Origin of the sequence: Citrobacter sp. RHB35-C17 (genome assembly GCF_013816795.1) — a bacterium.
GTDB classification, from domain to species: Bacteria; Pseudomonadota; Gammaproteobacteria; order Enterobacterales; family Enterobacteriaceae; genus Citrobacter_A; species Citrobacter_A amalonaticus.
Window position 1 is genome coordinate 582,085 of record NZ_CP057150.1, and the last position, 16,242, is coordinate 598,326.

A 16,242-nucleotide genomic window follows, 5' to 3' on the forward strand; every position below is an offset into this window, starting at 1 on the left:
CGCCCTTGTTGCCTTGTTGCAACCCAAAATACTTAGAAGATGGTTTTGCGTAGGCCGGGGAAGCGAAGCGCCACCCGGCAATAATTTTTAAAAGGGGCTTAGGGCCCCTTTTTTGTCTGGAGAATTTATTATGGCGAAAGAATTTGGTCGCCCGCAGCGCGTGGGACAGGAGATGCAAAAAGAGATCGCAATCATCCTGCAGCGCGAAATTAAAGACCCGCGTCTGGGCATGATGACCACCGTTTCCGGTGTCGAAATGTCTCGCGATCTGGCGTATGCCAAAGTGTATGTCACCTTCCTGAATGACAAAGATGAAGACGCTATTAAGGCAGGCATCAAAGCGTTACAGGAAGCGTCCGGCTTCATCCGTAGCCTACTGGGTAAAGCGATGCGACTGCGTATCGTGCCGGAACTGACCTTCTTCTACGATAATTCGCTGGTGGAAGGGATGCGCATGTCCAACCTGGTGACCAACGTGGTTAAACATGACGAAGAACGTCGTGTAAACCCGGACGACAGCAAGGAGGACTAATGAGTCGTCCTCGTCGTCGTGGTCGCGACATTCACGGTGTCCTGCTGCTGGATAAGCCGCAGGGCATGTCCAGCAATGACGTACTGCAAAAAGTTAAACGCATTTATAACGCCAATCGCGCCGGGCATACCGGGGCGCTGGATCCGTTAGCGACCGGCATGCTGCCGATTTGCCTCGGGGAAGCGACCAAGTTTTCGCAGTATCTGCTGGATTCTGACAAGCGTTATCGGGTGATTGCCCGTCTGGGACAGCGTACAGACACGTCCGATGCCGATGGGCAAATCGTACAGGAGCGCCCGGTCGCCTTCACCCCCGAGCAACTGGCGGCCGCGCTGGACACGTTCCGCGGTGATATCGAGCAGGTGCCATCGATGTATTCGGCGCTGAAGTATCAGGGTAAAAAACTGTACGAATACGCGCGTCAGGGCATTGAAGTGCCGCGTGAAGCCCGACCGATTACCGTTTACGAGCTGTTGTTTATCCGTCATGAAGGGGATGAACTGGAGCTGGAAGTGCACTGTTCGAAAGGCACTTATATTCGTACTATTATTGACGATCTGGGTGAGAAGTTGGGATGTGGCGCGCATGTGATCTTCCTGCGTCGTCTGACGGTCAGCAAATATCCGGTGGATCGTATGGTCACGCTGGAGCGTCTGCGTGAAATGGTCGAACAGGCGGAGCAACAGGGGATCCCGGCAGCACAGTTGCTTGATCCGCTGTTGATGCCGATGGACAGTCCGGCATCGGACTACCCTGTCGTTAATTTGCCGCTTACCTCATCGGTTTACTTCAAAAACGGTAACCCGGTTCGCACGAACGGCGCCCCGCTGGAAGGGTTAGTCCGTGTCACGGAAGGTGATGACGGTAAATTTATCGGTATGGGCGAGATCGACGACGAAGGTCGCGTGGCGCCTCGCCGATTAGTGGTGGAGTATCCGGCGTAGCACGGGTTCGTCTTGCGATAAGAAGGCGCTACGAGTAGAATACTGCCGCTTAACGTCGCGTGAATTTTTTAACAGTTCACCTGGCGTACACTGGGAACGCTGAATTAGAGATCGGCGTCCTTTCATACTTAATACTTTGGAGTTTTAAAATGTCTCTAAGTACTGAAGCTACAGCTAAAATCGTTTCTGAGTTTGGTCGTGATGCAAACGACACCGGTTCTACCGATGTTCAGGTTGCACTGTTGACTGCACAGATTAACCACCTGCAGGGCCACTTTGCAGAGCACAAAAAAGATCACCACAGCCGTCGTGGTCTGCTGCGCATGGTTTCTCAGCGTCGTAAACTGCTCGACTACCTGAAACGTAAAGATGTTGCACGCTACACCGCGCTGATCGAGCGTCTGGGTCTGCGTCGCTAATTCTTGCGAGTTTCGTAAAAGGGGGCCTTCATGGCCCCTTTTTTCAAGCAGATGGCAGCAATTCACTGGAAACTATTGTATTGTTGCTATGAATGATCTTCCGTTGCAGAGGTTCGCGCGGCTAATGAGAGGCTTTACCCAATTTCGTATGGGTTAGGGTTGTCATTAGTCGCGAGGATGCGCAGAAGATCGGGTATTAACGGCGATTCAGTCTGTGTCGCCAAAAAATTGGAAAGGATATTATTTTGCTTAATCCGATCGTTCGTAAATTCCAGTACGGTCAGCATACCGTTACGCTGGAAACCGGCATGATGGCCCGTCAGGCCACTGCCGCTGTTATGGTTAGCATGGATGACACGGCGGTATTCGTGACCGTTGTCGGCCAGAAAAAAGCGAAGCCGGGCCAGGACTTCTTCCCGCTGACCGTTAACTATCAGGAGCGTACCTACGCTGCTGGCCGCATCCCAGGTAGCTTCTTCCGTCGTGAAGGCCGTCCAAGCGAAGGCGAAACCCTGATCGCGCGTCTGATTGACCGCCCGGTTCGTCCGCTGTTCCCGGAAGGTTTCGTGAACGAAGTTCAGGTTATCGCAACCGTCGTTTCCGTTAACCCGCAGGTTAACCCGGATATCGTCGCGATGATCGGTGCCTCTGCTGCACTGTCTCTGTCTGGTATTCCGTTCAACGGCCCAATCGGTGCGGCACGTGTGGGTTATATCAATGACCAGTACGTACTGAACCCGACTCAGGACGAGCTGAAAGAGAGCAAACTGGATCTGGTCGTTGCCGGTACCGAAGCCGCCGTACTGATGGTTGAATCCGAAGCAGAACTGCTGAGTGAAGACCAGATGCTTGGTGCTGTCGTGTTTGGTCACGAACAGCAGCAGGTGGTTATCAAAGAAATCAACGAACTGGTGAAAGAAGCCGGTAAACCACGTTGGGACTGGCAGCCGGAAGCGGTGAACGAAGCGCTGAACGCGCGCGTTGCAGCCCTGGCAGAATCTCGCCTGAGCGACGCTTACCGTATCACCGACAAACAAGAGCGTTATGCTCAGGTTGACGTGATCAAGTCTGAAACCATCGCAACGCTGGTTGCAGAAGATGAGTCCCTGGACGCTAACGAACTGGGTGAAATCCTGCACGCAATCGAGAAAAACGTGGTGCGTAGCCGTGTACTGGCCGGCGAACCGCGTATTGATGGCCGCGAAAAAGACATGATCCGTGGTCTGGACGTGCGTACTGGCGTACTGCCACGTACCCACGGTTCCGCACTGTTCACCCGTGGCGAAACTCAGGCGCTGGTTACCGCAACCCTGGGTACCACCCGTGATGCGCAGAGCCTCGACGAACTGATGGGCGAGCGTACTGACAACTTCCTGTTCCACTACAACTTCCCTCCGTACTGCGTCGGCGAAACCGGCATGGTCGGTTCTCCGAAGCGTCGTGAAATTGGTCACGGTCGTCTGGCGAAGCGCGGCGTGCTGGCAGTGATGCCGGATCTGGATAAATTCCCGTACACCGTGCGTGTGGTTTCTGAAATCACCGAATCCAACGGTTCTTCTTCCATGGCTTCCGTGTGTGGTGCCTCTCTGGCGCTGATGGACGCAGGCGTGCCGATCAAAGCGGCCGTTGCGGGTATCGCAATGGGTCTGGTGAAAGAAGGCGACAACTACGTTGTTCTGTCTGACATCCTGGGCGACGAAGATCACCTGGGCGATATGGACTTCAAAGTTGCGGGCTCCCGCGACGGTATCTCTGCGCTGCAGATGGATATCAAAATTGAAGGTATCACCAAAGAGATCATGCAGGTTGCTCTGAACCAGGCTAAAGGTGCGCGTCTGCATATCCTGGGCGTGATGGAACAGGCGATTAACGCGCCACGCGGCGACATTTCTCAGTTTGCACCGCGTATCCACACCATTAAGATCAGCCCGGACAAAATCAAAGATGTGATCGGTAAAGGCGGTTCTGTGATCCGTGCGCTGACCGAAGAGACTGGCACCACCATCGAAATCGAAGATGACGGTACCGTGAAAATCGCAGCAACCGACGGTGAAAAAGCGAAATACGCAATTCGCCGTATCGAAGAGATCACCGCAGAAATCGAAGTGGGCCGTATCTACAACGGTAAAGTGACCCGTATCGTTGACTTTGGTGCGTTCGTTGCCATCGGCGGCGGTAAAGAAGGTCTGGTACACATCTCGCAGATCGCAGATAAGCGCGTTGAGAAAGTGACCGATTACCTGCAGATGGGCCAGGAAGTACCGGTTAAAGTTCTGGAAGTTGACCGCCAGGGCCGTGTACGTCTGAGCATTAAAGAAGCAACTGAACAATCTCAGCCTGCCGCAGCACCGGAAGCTCCGGTAAGCGAACAGGGCGAGTAAGGTTGCCATTTGCCCTCCGCCGTTGCGGAGGGCTTTTAACCTGGCAGGACGCCTTGTTAGCAACCGGGGAACAGGACGTTCAATTAATCGTTGTCTTCGGGAGTGGGAAATGAAGCCTTTTTTGCGCTGGTGTTTCGTGGCAACAGCACTCACGCTGGCTGGATGCAGTAACTCCACCTGGCGTAAGAGTGAAGTCCTCGCAGTACCATTGCAACCGACTTTGCAGCAGGAAGTGATTCTGGCACGCATGGAACAAATTCTTGCCAGTCGGGCTTTAACCGATGACGAACGCGCACAGCTTTTATATGAGCGCGGAGTGTTGTATGATAGTCTCGGTCTGAGGGCATTGGCGCGAAATGATTTTTCACAAGCGCTGGCAATCCGACCTGATATGCCTGAAGTATTCAATTACTTAGGCATTTATTTAACGCAGGCAGGCAATTTTGATGCTGCCTATGAAGCGTTTGATTCTGTACTTGAGCTTGATCCAACTTACAACTACGCGCACTTAAATCGCGGTATCGCATTGTATTACGGCGGTCGCGACAAGTTAGCGCAAGATGATCTGCTGGCGTTTTATCAAGACGATCCCAATGATCCTTTCCGCAGCCTGTGGCTTTATCTCGCCGAGCAGAAGCTCGATGAGAAGCAGGCAAAAGTCGCGCTGAAACAGCGCTTCGAGAAATCGGATAAAGAACAATGGGGATGGAACATTGTCGAGTTCTACCTGGGCAACATTAGCGAAGCAACGCTGATGGATAGGCTCAAGGCGGACGCAACGGATAACACCTCGCTCGCTGAGCATCTCAGTGAAACCAACTTCTATTTAGGTAAGTACTACCTAAGTCTGGGGGATTTGGACAACGCTACGGCATTGTTCAAACTGGCGGTGGCTAACAACGTTCATAACTTTGTTGAGCACCGATATGCATTGTTGGAATTATCGCTCCTGGGCCAGGACCAAGATGACCTGGCAGAATCGGACCAGCAATAGCTGACGTACACATCAGCCCGTAATCTTTTTTGATTGCCATCACCTTCGCGGGTGAGGGCGTTGTTGTTCGTTAATACACCTACTTTGAGCCGGTTCACACTTTTCAATGAAAATTGCAGATCAATTTCATGATGAGTTATGTAGACTGGCCGCCATTAATTTTGAGGCACACGTACTACATGGCTGAATTCGAAACCACTTTTGCAGATCTGGGCCTGAAGGCTCCTATCCTTGAAGCCCTTAACGATCTGGGTTACGAAAAACCATCTCCAATCCAGGCAGAGTGCATTCCGCATCTGCTGGGCGGTCGCGATGTTCTGGGTATGGCCCAGACCGGTAGCGGCAAAACGGCAGCGTTCTCTTTACCGCTGCTCAACAATCTTGATCCTGAGCTGAAGGCACCTCAGATTCTGGTGCTGGCCCCGACCCGCGAACTGGCGGTTCAGGTAGCCGAAGCGATGACGGATTTCTCTAAACACATGCGCGGCGTGAACGTGGTTGCCCTGTACGGCGGCCAGCGTTATGACGTGCAGTTACGCGCCCTGCGTCAAGGGCCGCAGATCGTCGTCGGTACGCCGGGTCGTCTGCTTGATCACTTAAAACGCGGTACCCTGGATCTGTCTCGTCTGAGCGGTCTGGTACTGGACGAAGCCGATGAAATGCTGCGTATGGGCTTCATCGAAGACGTTGAAACCATCATGGCGCAGATCCCGGAAGGTCATCAGACCGCTCTGTTCTCTGCCACCATGCCGGAAGCGATTCGTCGCATTACCCGCCGCTTCATGAAAGAGCCGCAGGAAGTGCGCATTCAGTCCAGCGTCACTACCCGTCCGGACATCAGCCAGAGTTACTGGACTGTCTGGGGCATGCGTAAAAACGAAGCGCTGGTGCGTTTCCTGGAAGCGGAAGATTTTGATGCGGCGATTATCTTCGTTCGTACCAAAAACGCGACTCTGGAAGTGGCTGAAGCGCTGGAGCGTAGCGGCTATAACAGCGCCGCGCTGAACGGCGACATGAACCAGGCGCTGCGTGAGCAGACCCTGGAACGTCTGAAAGACGGTCGTCTGGATATCCTGATTGCAACCGACGTTGCGGCCCGTGGCCTGGACGTTGAGCGTATCAGCCTGGTCGTAAACTACGATATCCCAATGGATTCCGAGTCTTACGTTCACCGTATCGGTCGTACCGGTCGTGCGGGCCGTGCAGGCCGTGCGCTGCTGTTCGTTGAGAACCGCGAGCGTCGTCTGCTGCGTAACATTGAACGCACGATGAAGCTGACCATTCCGGAAGTTGAACTGCCGAACGCTGAACTGTTGGGTAAACGTCGTCTGGAAAAATTTGCGGCTAAAGTACAGCAGCAGCTGGAAAGCAGCGATCTGGATCAGTACCGTGCGCTGCTGGCGAAACTGCAGCCGACGGCGGAAGACGAAGAGCTGGATATCGAAACTCTGGCTGCCGCTCTGCTTAAGATGGCGCAGGGCGAACGTCCGCTGATTCTGCCGCCAGATGCGCCGATGCGTCCGAAGCGTGAGTTCCGCGACCGTGACGATCGTGGTCCGCGTGACCGTAACGATCGTGGCCCGCGTGGCGACCGTGAAGACCGTCCGCGTCGTGAACGTCGTGACGTTGGCGATATGCAGCTGTACCGCATTGAAGTGGGCCGTGATGATGGCGTTGAAGTTCGTCATATCGTTGGCGCGATTGCAAACGAAGGCGACATCAGCAGCCGTTACATTGGTAACATCAAGCTGTTCGCTTCGCACTCCACCATCGAACTGCCGAAAGGTATGCCGGGTGAAGTCCTGCAGCACTTTACGCGCACTCGCATCCTGAACAAGCCGATGAACATGCAGCTGCTGGGCGATGCACAGCCGCACACTGAACGTCGTGGCGGTGGTCGTAGCTTTGGTGGCGAGCGTCGTGAAGGTGGTCGTGGCTTCGGCGGTGAGCGTCGTGAAGGTGGTCGTGGTGATGGGCGTCGTTTCAGCGGCGAACGTCGCGAAGGTAGCCGTGCACCACGTCGTGAAGAAGGCTCCAGCCGTCGTCGTGACGCGTAAACTTCTTGCTTACTGACGTAAAGTAATAGATACAGCCCCGGTAAAACTATCGGGGCTTTTTTTATTTCATTTGTACTATTGTACTGGTACAGTGCAACACATTAAAATGCCGTCACAACATTATTCGCTGGAGAAATCGCTAAATGGCAACACTAACCACCACCCAGACATCACCTTCGCTGCTCGGCGGCGTGGTGATCATCGGCGGCACCATTATCGGCGCAGGGATGTTCTCTCTGCCGGTGGTCATGTCCGGGGCGTGGTTTTTCTGGTCAATGGCGGCGCTGGTCTTTACCTGGTTCTGCATGCTGCATTCCGGTTTGATGATCCTCGAAGCCAACCTCAACTATCGTATCGGTTCAAGCTTCGACACCATCACCAAAGATCTGCTGGGCAAAGGCTGGAACGTCGTCAACGGTATTTCTATTGCCTTCGTGCTCTATATCCTGACCTACGCCTATATTTCGGCGAGCGGTTCGATTTTGCACCATACCTTCAGCGAAATGTCGCTGAATGTGCCTGCGCGTGCGGCAGGGTTTGGCTTTGCCCTGTTGGTGGCGTTTGTGGTGTGGTTGAGCACCAAAGCGGTGAGTCGCATGACGGCGATCGTGCTGGGTGCGAAAGTCATTACTTTTTTCCTGACCTTCGGCAGTCTACTCGGGCACGTCACGCCGACCACGCTGTTTAACGTCTCGGAAAGTCACGCCTCTTATACGCCGTACCTGTTGATGACGCTGCCATTCTGTCTGGCGTCCTTTGGTTACCACGGTAACGTCCCGAGCCTGATGAAATACTACGGCAAAGATCCGCGCACTATTGTGAAGTGCCTGGTCTACGGTACGCTGCTGGCGCTGGTGCTCTACTCCGTCTGGTTGCTGGGAACGATGGGAAACATTCCGCGTCCAGAGTTTATCGGTATCGCGCAGAAGGGCGGCAATATTGATGTGTTGGTTCAGGCGCTAAGCGGCGTGCTGAACAGTCGCAGTCTGGACCTGTTGCTGGTGGTGTTCTCCAACTTTGCGGTGGCGAGTTCATTCCTCGGCGTGACGCTGGGACTGTTTGACTATCTGGCGGATCTGTTTGGTTTCGATGATTCGGCGCTGGGGCGCTTCAAAACGGCGCTGCTTACCTTTGTGCCGCCAATCGCCGGTGGGTTGCTGTGGCCGAACGGTTTCCTGTATGCCATTGGTTATGCAGGACTGGCGGCGACCATCTGGGCCGCGATTGTACCGGCGTTGCTGGCACGTAAATCGCGTCAGCGCTTTGGTAGCCCGAAATTCCGTGTCTGGGGTGGTAAGCCGATGATTGTCCTGATTCTGGTTTTTGGTGTCGGTAACGCGCTGGTACATATCCTGTCGAGCTTTAATTTATTGCCTGTGTACCAGTAAGTCTTTTGTGCCGGATGGCGGCTACACCTTATCCGGCCTACGCGATCTCGTAGGCCAGGTAAGTGGAAGCGCCACCGGGCAAAAACTACCCCACCAACTCTTCTTTCACATCCATCGCCAGATCAAACGAGTGCAGACGCGCCTGATGGTCAAAAATCTGCCCGTTAACCATGATCTCGTCCGCCTGGGTTTCACGCAGAATAGACTCCAGTCCGTGGCGTACTTTCGTTTTATCACCCACCAGCGACATGCTCAGCGCCTGTTGCACACCATACTGTTCTGACGGCGACCAGAACTGATCCATATTTTGAATCGGCGCCGGGAGTTGGCCCGTTTCGCCACGCCGCAACTTGACGAAAGCCTGCTGCATCGAGGTGAAAAGATACTCTGCATCACGGTTACTGTCGGCGGCAATGATGTTGATGCACACCATTGCATACGGTTTTTCCAGCCGCGCGGATGGCCGGAACTGCGTGCGGTACAGATGCAGCGCCTGGAACAGCATATCCGGTGCGAAGTGGGAGGCAAAAGCGAACGGCAGGCCAAGCTGTGCGGCTAACTGCGCGCTATAGAGGCTGGAACCTAACAGCCAGACCGGGATCTTCTCGCCGTAGCCAGGCACCGGGCGCACCTGCGGATTTGGATCGCGTGCGTCAAACCAGTCCACCAGCTCAGCGACGTCGCGAGGGAAGTTATCGATATCGCCGCCCATATGGCGACGCAGGGCTCGCATTGTCGGCTGGTCGCTGCCCGGCGCGCGGCCCAGGCCGAGATCAATGCGTCCCGGATAGAGCGTATTCAACGTACCGAACTGCTCGGCAATGACCAGCGGTGAGTGATTGGGAAGCATGACGCCGCCGGAACCGAGGTGCAAAGTCCGGGTGTTGGCGGCCAGATAGCCAATCAGTACCGACGTTGCTGCACTGGCGATACCGATCATGTTGTGGTGTTCCGCCAGCCAGTAGCGGTGGTAGCCTCGTTTTTCCGCGAGGCGGGCGAGATCCAGCGAGTGCGAGAACGCCTCTTTTGCTGAAGATCCGTCAGGAATCGGTGCCAGATCCAGCACCGAGAAAGGAATGGTTTTGTCAGTCATAACGGCTCACTTTGTTACCAGTTAATCTTTTCATACTGCATTAAAGATTAGTTAATGTTGTTAACAAAGTGAGCTATTTATCAGGACTGCAGTTCGAGACCCGCCAGCCGTTTCCAGTAGCCATTGCAGTCGCTGTGCGCGGTAAGCGGCAACGGCGCGTGCCCCGTTTCGTTGGCGCGGAAGGCGTCAAGCATCGCGAATGTCTCGGTTCCCAGCGGTGACAGACGCACAATATCCACCAGTCCCTGCATTGACGTCAGTTCGTTCCCCAGATTGTAGATATAGCCGCTCATGGTCTGAATGCCATTGAGGACGAACACCTGTTGATTCTCCTGGGAGAGCACGTCGCGGCCATTCGGGTACTTGATGCAGCAGGTTTCGCATTCATCTTTCGGCCGGTCTTCCGAGCGAGCGGTAAAACAGCGGGCGGAGTAAGCCAGCGGCAGATGCCCGTAGCTCAGGACTTCCACTTCAAACTGCTGGCGAATCCCCAGTTCATCACACTGATTGAGCAGGTTCACCAGCCAGTCGCGGGACAGTTCTACTGGCATGCACCAGCGCACCATTCCGTGTTTAAGCAGCAGGCGCAGCGTGACCGCGTTGTAGCAGTTCAGCGCGTGTCCGGCGACAAACGGGAGTTTGCGGTCGGCGCACATATTCACCACGCCAAGATCGCTGGCCTCCAGCAAAAAGTCGCCGTTTTCGACATAACGCTTCAGCTCATTCAGCTCAGAAGAGGCTTGTACCAGCGCCAGCGTTGAAAGTACCACCTGCTTACCGCTACCGGCGAGCGACTTCGCCATATCCAGCCAGTCGCCGACTTTCGTGGCGCGGCGTTTGCTGCACACCGCTTCACCGAGATAGATAACATCCGCGCTGCTGGCAGCGGCCTGCTGATAAAAGTCTTCCAGCGTCTCTTTCGGCCAGTAGTAAAGCACCGGCCCTAAGGAATATTTCATTGCTTTTCTCACTGCCATTTACGGTGATACGCGCCAAGCGTCGTCTGAGTGCCTTCGGACATCGCGCCGAGCGTCTCCATCCAGGCTGCTTGCGGCGTATAGTTTTGCGGGTCGGCCACACAGCGGTCGATCGCCTGACGCCACACTTTCGCGACCTGGCTGACATAGGCCGGGCTGCGCTGACGGCCTTCGATTTTCACCGAGGCAATATTCGCCGCCAGTAGTTCCGGCAGCAGTTCCAGCGTGTTCAGGCTGGTTGGTTCTTCCAGTGCGTGGTAACGCTCACCGTCAACCAGGTAACGCCCTTTACACAGCGTCGGATAACCGGCGTTTTCCCCATCCTGATAGCGGTCGATCAACACTTCATTCAGACGAGATTCCAGCCCCTGTGGTGTCTGCTGCCAGCGTACAAAGCGGGCAGGGGAACAGGCGCCTACTGTATTAGGAGATTCACCGGTTAACCAGGACGAGAGATAACAGCGACCTTCCGCCATAATGCATAAACTGCCGAAAGCAAAAACTTCCAGCGGCACCGGCGTCACGCGGGCAAGCTGTTTCACCTGATGAATCGAGAGCACGCGTGGCAGGACGACGCGGGCAACGTCAAAATTGCGGTGATAAAAGTTGATCGCTTCTTCATTTGTTGCCGAAGCCTGAACAGAGACATGGCGCTCAATATGCGGATAACGAACTGCGGCATACTCAAGCATCGCGAGATCGGCAAGGATCAGCGCATCCGCACCCAGTTGCGCAGCCATATCCACCGCGCGCTGCCAGCGGGCATAACCATCTGGATGCGCAAAGGTGTTAATGGCGATGTGCAATTTGCGGCGGTGTTGATGGACAAAACTCACCGCCTCCTGCAATTTCTTCTCGGTAAAGTTAAGGCCGGCGAAGTGGCGGGCGTTGGTATCATCTTTAAGCCCGATATAAACAGCATCAGCGCCGTTTTCGATGGCCGCCTTAAGCGCCGGGAGATTTCCGGCAGGGCAGAGCAGCTCCATAATTTATCCTGAAGATTGCGCCGCCTGGGACGCATAATTGTTAACGAACAAGGATTTTAGTTAACCTTGCTGCGACAATTTTTGATTTAAGGCAGTTAAAGTCGTATTGATATCAGTAATAAAGAGGTAGAGATTTCGTACGCAATTGTTGATTTACGCCGCTATGTCGTTTATCTGATATGGCAAAATAGCAGGATAATTGAAACAGGGAGTAAAGCTCGTGTTAGATAAGCTGCGTTCACGCTTAGTACATTTCGGTCCGTCTCTGATGAGTGTGCCAGTTAAACTGACGCCCTTTGCACTGCAACGCCAGGTTCTGCAACAGGTCCTGAGCTGGCAGTTTCGCCAGGCCCTGGCAGACGGTGAACTGGAATTCCTGGAGGGCCGTTGGTTAAGCATTACGGTTCGCGATATCGGCCTGAAGTGGTATACCTCGGTCGAGAATGACAAACTGATCGTCTGCGAGGATGCGCAAGCCGACGTGAGTTTTAGCGCTGATGCCAGCGATCTGTTGATGATCGCTGCACGTAAGCAGGATCCGGATACGCTCTTCTTCCAGCGCCGTCTGGTGATCGAAGGGGATACGGAGTTAGGGTTGTATGTGAAAAACCTGATGGATGCCATTGACCTGGAGCAGATGCCCAAAGCGTTGCGTGTTATGCTGCTGCAACTGGCGGATTTTGTTGAGGCGGGTATGAAATACTCGCCAGAAACCAAACAAACATCGGTAGGTGAACCATGCTGATTCGAGTAGAAATTCCCATTGACGCCCCCGGCATTGATGCCCTGCTGCGTCGTTCATTCGAAAGCGATGCGGAAGCGAAACTGGTTCACGATCTACGTGAAGATGGTTTTCTGACGCTCGGTCTGGTCGCCACCGACGATGAAGGTCAGGTGGTGGGTTATGTGGCATTCAGCCCCGTCGACGTGCAGGGCGAAGATCTGCAGTGGGTTGGTATGGCACCGCTGGCGGTAGACGAAAACTATCGTGGACAAGGTTTGGCCCGCCAACTGGTTTATGAAGGACTGGATTCACTCAATGAATTTGGCTATGCCGCCGTGGTCACCCTGGGCGATCCGGCACTGTACAGCCGTTTTGGTTTCGAACTGGCCGCCCACCACGATCTGCATTGCCGCTGGCCAGGCACGGAAAGTGCGTTCCAGGTGCATCGCTTAGCGGATGATGCACTAAGCGGCGTCACGGGACTGGTCGAGTATCACGATCACTTTAATCGTTTTTAAGCGTCGGGGTTTGCAGATCATGCAGTAATGCTGCAAACCCTTCGCCTTCTGCGACAAGTCGCTCTTTCTGCCGCTTGGTGAGGCGTTTGACCCGGTATTCTGCGCGTAGCGCCAGTGAACGGTCGCCAACCGGCGCGGAAAATGCCAGCGTCAGTTCCCCTTTCCCCCGTAGCGCTTTCGCGCCTTTACCACATTGATGCTGCCGGTAGCGGCGTGCCACGTCGGTCGTGATCCCGGTATACAGGGCATTGTCGGCGGTGCGGATCAGATAAAGATACCAGGGTGTCATCGTGGCCTTCGGCGTGTTACGTTTCTGTCATCCAGTATAAAAGAGAACCGAGATGGAAACACTCACTGCGATCAGTCGTTGGCTGGCTAAACAACACGTTGTGACCTGGTGCGTGCATCGCGACGGGGAATTGTGGTGCGCGAATGCGTTTTATATTTATGACGTAAAAAAGGTCGCGTTTTATCTGCTGACGGAGGAGAAAACGCGTCATGTGCAGATGTCTGGTTCGCGAGCGCCCGTTGCCGGAACGGTAAATGGCCAACCGAAAACGGTCGCATTGATTCGCGGCGTGCAGTTTAAAGGCGAGATTCGCCAACTGGTTGGGGAGGAAAGCGACGCGGCACGACAGGCCTATCTTCGCCGCTTCCCGGTTGCCAGAATGCTGTCCGCGCCGGTATGGGAAATCCGCGTGGATGAACTCAAGTTCACCGACAACACCCTGGGTTTTGGCAAAAAATTAGTGTGGTTACGTCAGTCAGGCACCGAGAATGCGTAAGGCTTCGCGATTGAACGCCGGCAGATCGTCAGGGGTTCGACTGGTCACCAGTTGGTCTTTATCAACCACCACTTCCTGATCGTAAAATTCTGCACCGGCGTTTTTCACGTCGATAATGATCGGTTTAACGGCGGTCAGTTTACGCCCGCGAATCACATCGGCGCTGATCAGCAACTGTGGTCCGTGACAGATGGCGAAGACCGGTTTACCCGTGTTCACGAAATCGCGCGTAAAGGTGACGAAACGGTCATCACCGCGAAGGTAATCCGGTGAATGGCCGCCAGGTAACAGCAATGCATCGAAATCGGCCGGACGCACTTCATCAATCGCTTTATCAATCGTGACGCTGGCTTCGCCTTTTTTCCCTTTTACGGTTTTACCTACCTGTTTTTCAATCGTAATAACCTCATGCCCGGCCTGACGAAACTCTGCTGCGGGTGAGGTGAATTCTGAGTCCTCAAACTCGTCAGTGATTAAAACGGCAATCTTCTTACTCATGCTTCCTCCGCTGGATCTGCATTGGATAAGGCAATTTTTCCCTGATGATGGATAATTACCTTGTGAACTACTAAGCCTGGTCGATAGGGCTGAGGGTGCAAGGCGGACAATTCTGGAAAGGAGCGAGGATGAGTCAGGTACTGATTACCGGGGCGACCGGGTTGGTTGGCGGACATTTACTGCGGATGTTGCTTAATGAACCGAAGATCCATTCCATTGCCGCGCCAACGCGACGTCCGCTGGCGGATATGCCTGGCGTCTATAATCCCCACGATCCGCAACTGACCGATGCGCTGGCGCAGGTCACCGATCCTGTCGATATTGTTTTTTGCTGCCTGGGCACGACCCGCCGTGAAGCGGGCAGTAAAGAGGCGTTTATCCATGCCGACTATACGCTGGTGGTCGACACCGCGTTGACCGGTCTCCGCCTGGGGGCGCAGCATATGCTGGTGGTGAGTTCGATGGGGGCCAATGCCCATTCGCCGTTTTTCTATAACCGCGTAAAAGGGGAAATGGAGGAGGCGCTGATTGCGCAAGATTGGCCAACGCTGACGATTGCGCGTCCGTCGATGCTGCTCGGCGATCGGTCAAAGCAGCGGATGAACGAAACCCTGTTTGCACCGTTGTTCCGGTTGCTGCCGGGCAACTGGAAATCGATTGAGGCGCGGGACGTGGCGCGTGCGATGCTGGCGGAAGCGCTTGCGCCTGAACATGACGGGGTAACAATTCTGACATCGTCTCAACTGCGGGAAAAGGCGGCGTCAATATAGCATTTCCAAACATTTCCCAAAGGCGTAGTATTCACCGGCAAAATTATCTAACACTCCCTGGGGAATGCTATGGCTGGTCAGTCTTCGTCTCAGGCGGCAACACCGTTTCAATGGTGGAAACCCGCTCTTTTCTTTCTCGTCGTCATTGTTGGTCTCTGGTATGTGAAATGGCAGCCTTACTACGGTAAAGCCTTCATCGCCGCAGAAACACACAGTATCGGAAAATCTATTCTGGCGCAGGCCGATGCGAACCCCTGGCAGGCAGCCTGGGACTATGCGATGGTCTATTTCATTGCGGTCTGGAAGGCAGCGGTATTGGGGGTGATCCTCGGCTCGCTGATTCAGGTTCTGATCCCGCGTGACTGGCTGTTACGCACGCTTGGACAGGCACGTTTTCGCGGCACGCTGTTCGGTACGCTTTTCTCTCTGCCCGGCATGATGTGTACCTGTTGTGCTGCACCGGTGGCGGCGGGGATGCGTCGCCAGCAGGTTTCGATGGGCGGTGCGCTGGCATTCTGGATGGGGAATCCACTGTTAAACCCGGCGACGCTGGTGTTTATGGGCTTTGTCCTTGGCTGGCATTTCGCGGCGATCCGTCTGGTCGCTGGACTGGCGATGGTGCTGGTAGTGGCGACGCTGGTACAAAAATGGGTGAAAGAGCCTCCGCAGACTGAATTGCCGGTGGAAATCACGCAGCCGGACGGGCAGGGCGGGTTCTTTGTTCGCTGGGGTAAAGCGCTATGGATGCTGTTCTGGAGCACCATCCCGGTCTATATTCTGGCAGTGTTGGTACTGGGTGCGGCGCGCGTCTGGCTGTTCCCTCATGCCGATGGCGCTATTGATAACAGCCTGCTGTGGGTGACCGCGCTGGCGGTAGCAGGTTGTCTGTTTGTGATCCCAACTGCCGCAGAAATCCCGATTGTGCAGACCATGATGCTGGCAGGAATGGGAACTGCGCCTGCGCTGGCACTGCTGATGACATTACCCGCCGTCAGCCTGCCGTCGCTGATTATGCTACGTAAAGCGTTTCCGGCAAAAGCGCTGTGGCTGACCGGTGCGCTGGTGGCGATTTCGGGTGTGATGGTGGGAAGTATTGCGTTGATATAAAACAGGAATGCCGGGGGCGCTTCGCTTTCCCGGCCTACGGTCGTACATTCTGTAGGCCGGATAAGGCGC

The 16,242-nt window shown here is 54.6% G+C and carries 18 protein-coding genes; 13 read left to right on the forward strand and 5 right to left on the reverse strand.

The annotated features are described in order from the left end of the window. The first annotated feature begins 130 nt into the window (after positions 1-130). The 8 genes from rbfA (at position 131) to mtr (ending at position 8,715) form a co-directional block, all read left to right on the forward strand. A complete protein-coding gene (gene rbfA / locus HVZ37_RS02810) occupies positions 131-532 on the forward strand; it encodes a 30S ribosome-binding factor RbfA (RefSeq protein ID WP_042998283.1) in 402 nt (133 codons plus the stop codon). Then, positions 532-1,476: a tRNA pseudouridine(55) synthase TruB gene (gene truB, locus HVZ37_RS02815; protein WP_042998282.1), complete on the forward strand. Its 945-nt coding sequence runs from the start codon at positions 532-534 to the stop codon at positions 1,474-1,476. The genes rbfA and truB overlap by 1 nt, the downstream gene beginning before the upstream one ends. Before the next feature lie 149 nt (positions 1,477-1,625). Next, positions 1,626-1,895: a 30S ribosomal protein S15 gene (gene rpsO, locus HVZ37_RS02820; protein WP_000059465.1), complete on the forward strand. Its 270-nt coding sequence runs from the start codon at positions 1,626-1,628 to the stop codon at positions 1,893-1,895. Positions 1,896-2,140: 245 nt separating this feature from the next. Beyond that, positions 2,141-4,276 (forward strand): polyribonucleotide nucleotidyltransferase, encoded by a 2,136-nt coding sequence (pnp, locus tag HVZ37_RS02825; protein ID WP_042998281.1) that lies wholly within the window; start codon positions 2,141-2,143, stop codon positions 4,274-4,276. Between the two features lie 109 nt (positions 4,277-4,385). After that, positions 4,386-5,270 (forward strand): lipoprotein NlpI, encoded by an 885-nt coding sequence (nlpI, locus tag HVZ37_RS02830; RefSeq protein ID WP_042998280.1) that lies wholly within the window; start codon positions 4,386-4,388, stop codon positions 5,268-5,270. Between the two features lie 106 nt (positions 5,271-5,376). Further along, positions 5,377-5,457: a protein YrbN gene (yrbN, locus tag HVZ37_RS02835; RefSeq protein ID WP_010723222.1), complete on the forward strand. Its 81-nt coding sequence runs from the start codon at positions 5,377-5,379 to the stop codon at positions 5,455-5,457. Beyond that, on the forward strand, positions 5,450-7,327 hold the full coding sequence (deaD, locus tag HVZ37_RS02840) for an ATP-dependent RNA helicase DeaD (protein WP_042998279.1): 1,878 nt from the start codon (positions 5,450-5,452) through the stop codon (positions 7,325-7,327). The genes yrbN and deaD overlap by 8 nt, the downstream gene beginning before the upstream one ends. Before the next feature lie 143 nt (positions 7,328-7,470). Then, positions 7,471-8,715 carry a tryptophan permease gene (gene mtr / locus HVZ37_RS02845; RefSeq protein WP_042998278.1) on the forward strand — a complete coding sequence of 415 codons (1,245 nt, stop codon included), beginning with the start codon at positions 7,471-7,473 and terminating at the stop codon, positions 8,713-8,715. 85 nt (positions 8,716-8,800) lie between these two features. On the opposite strand, the gene HVZ37_RS02850 is transcribed toward mtr, so the two are convergent. The 3 genes from HVZ37_RS02850 to HVZ37_RS02860 form a co-directional block, all read right to left on the reverse strand. Next, on the reverse strand, positions 8,801-9,808 hold the full coding sequence (locus HVZ37_RS02850) for an LLM class flavin-dependent oxidoreductase (RefSeq protein WP_042998277.1): 1,008 nt from the start codon (positions 9,806-9,808) through the stop codon (positions 8,801-8,803). An 80-nt stretch (positions 9,809-9,888) separates the two neighbouring features. Beyond that, the gene (locus HVZ37_RS02855) at positions 9,889-10,785 is read right to left on the reverse strand and encodes a U32 family peptidase (protein WP_044328770.1); all 897 of its coding nucleotides are present in this window, start codon (positions 10,783-10,785) and stop codon (positions 9,889-9,891) included. Next, the gene (locus tag HVZ37_RS02860) at positions 10,776-11,771 is read right to left on the reverse strand and encodes a peptidase U32 family protein (protein ID WP_042998275.1); all 996 of its coding nucleotides are present in this window, start codon (positions 11,769-11,771) and stop codon (positions 10,776-10,778) included. The genes HVZ37_RS02855 and HVZ37_RS02860 overlap by 10 nt, the downstream gene beginning before the upstream one ends. 220 nt (positions 11,772-11,991) lie before the next feature. Here HVZ37_RS02860 and HVZ37_RS02865 point away from each other — a divergent pair, with 220 nt between their 5' ends. Both HVZ37_RS02865 and HVZ37_RS02870 read left to right on the forward strand, forming a co-directional pair. Further along, positions 11,992-12,516 carry an SCP2 domain-containing protein gene (locus tag HVZ37_RS02865; protein WP_042998274.1) on the forward strand — a complete coding sequence of 175 codons (525 nt, stop codon included), beginning with the start codon at positions 11,992-11,994 and terminating at the stop codon, positions 12,514-12,516. Then, positions 12,510-13,013, forward strand: coding sequence for an N-acetyltransferase (locus HVZ37_RS02870; protein ID WP_042998273.1), 504 nt, complete (start codon positions 12,510-12,512; stop codon positions 13,011-13,013). The genes HVZ37_RS02865 and HVZ37_RS02870 overlap by 7 nt, the downstream gene beginning before the upstream one ends. Here HVZ37_RS02870 and HVZ37_RS02875 read toward each other — a convergent pair. Beyond that, entirely contained in the window at positions 13,000-13,302 is a 303-nt protein-coding gene (locus HVZ37_RS02875; RefSeq protein ID WP_181628091.1) for a GIY-YIG nuclease family protein, read from the reverse strand. The two genes, HVZ37_RS02870 and HVZ37_RS02875, sit on opposite strands and share 14 nt — an antisense overlap. Positions 13,303-13,354: 52 nt before the next feature. Between HVZ37_RS02875 and HVZ37_RS02880 the strand changes: the two genes are divergently transcribed. Beyond that, a complete protein-coding gene (locus HVZ37_RS02880; RefSeq protein ID WP_054176901.1) occupies positions 13,355-13,798 on the forward strand; it encodes a YhbP family protein in 444 nt (147 codons plus the stop codon). Here HVZ37_RS02880 and yhbO read toward each other — a convergent pair. Then, a complete protein-coding gene (gene yhbO / locus HVZ37_RS02885) occupies positions 13,778-14,296 on the reverse strand; it encodes a protein/nucleic acid deglycase (RefSeq protein ID WP_104445740.1) in 519 nt (172 codons plus the stop codon). The two genes, HVZ37_RS02880 and yhbO, sit on opposite strands and share 21 nt — an antisense overlap. A gap of 128 nt (positions 14,297-14,424) precedes the next feature. Between yhbO and HVZ37_RS02890 the strand changes: the two genes are divergently transcribed. Both HVZ37_RS02890 and HVZ37_RS02895 read left to right on the forward strand, forming a co-directional pair. Next, complete coding sequence (locus HVZ37_RS02890) at positions 14,425-15,066, forward strand: NAD(P)H-binding protein (RefSeq protein WP_044255906.1); 642 nt, start codon at positions 14,425-14,427, stop codon at positions 15,064-15,066. A gap of 69 nt (positions 15,067-15,135) precedes the next feature. Beyond that, entirely contained in the window at positions 15,136-16,173 is a 1,038-nt protein-coding gene (locus HVZ37_RS02895) for a permease (RefSeq protein ID WP_181628092.1), read from the forward strand. Positions 16,174-16,242 lie beyond the last annotated feature (69 nt).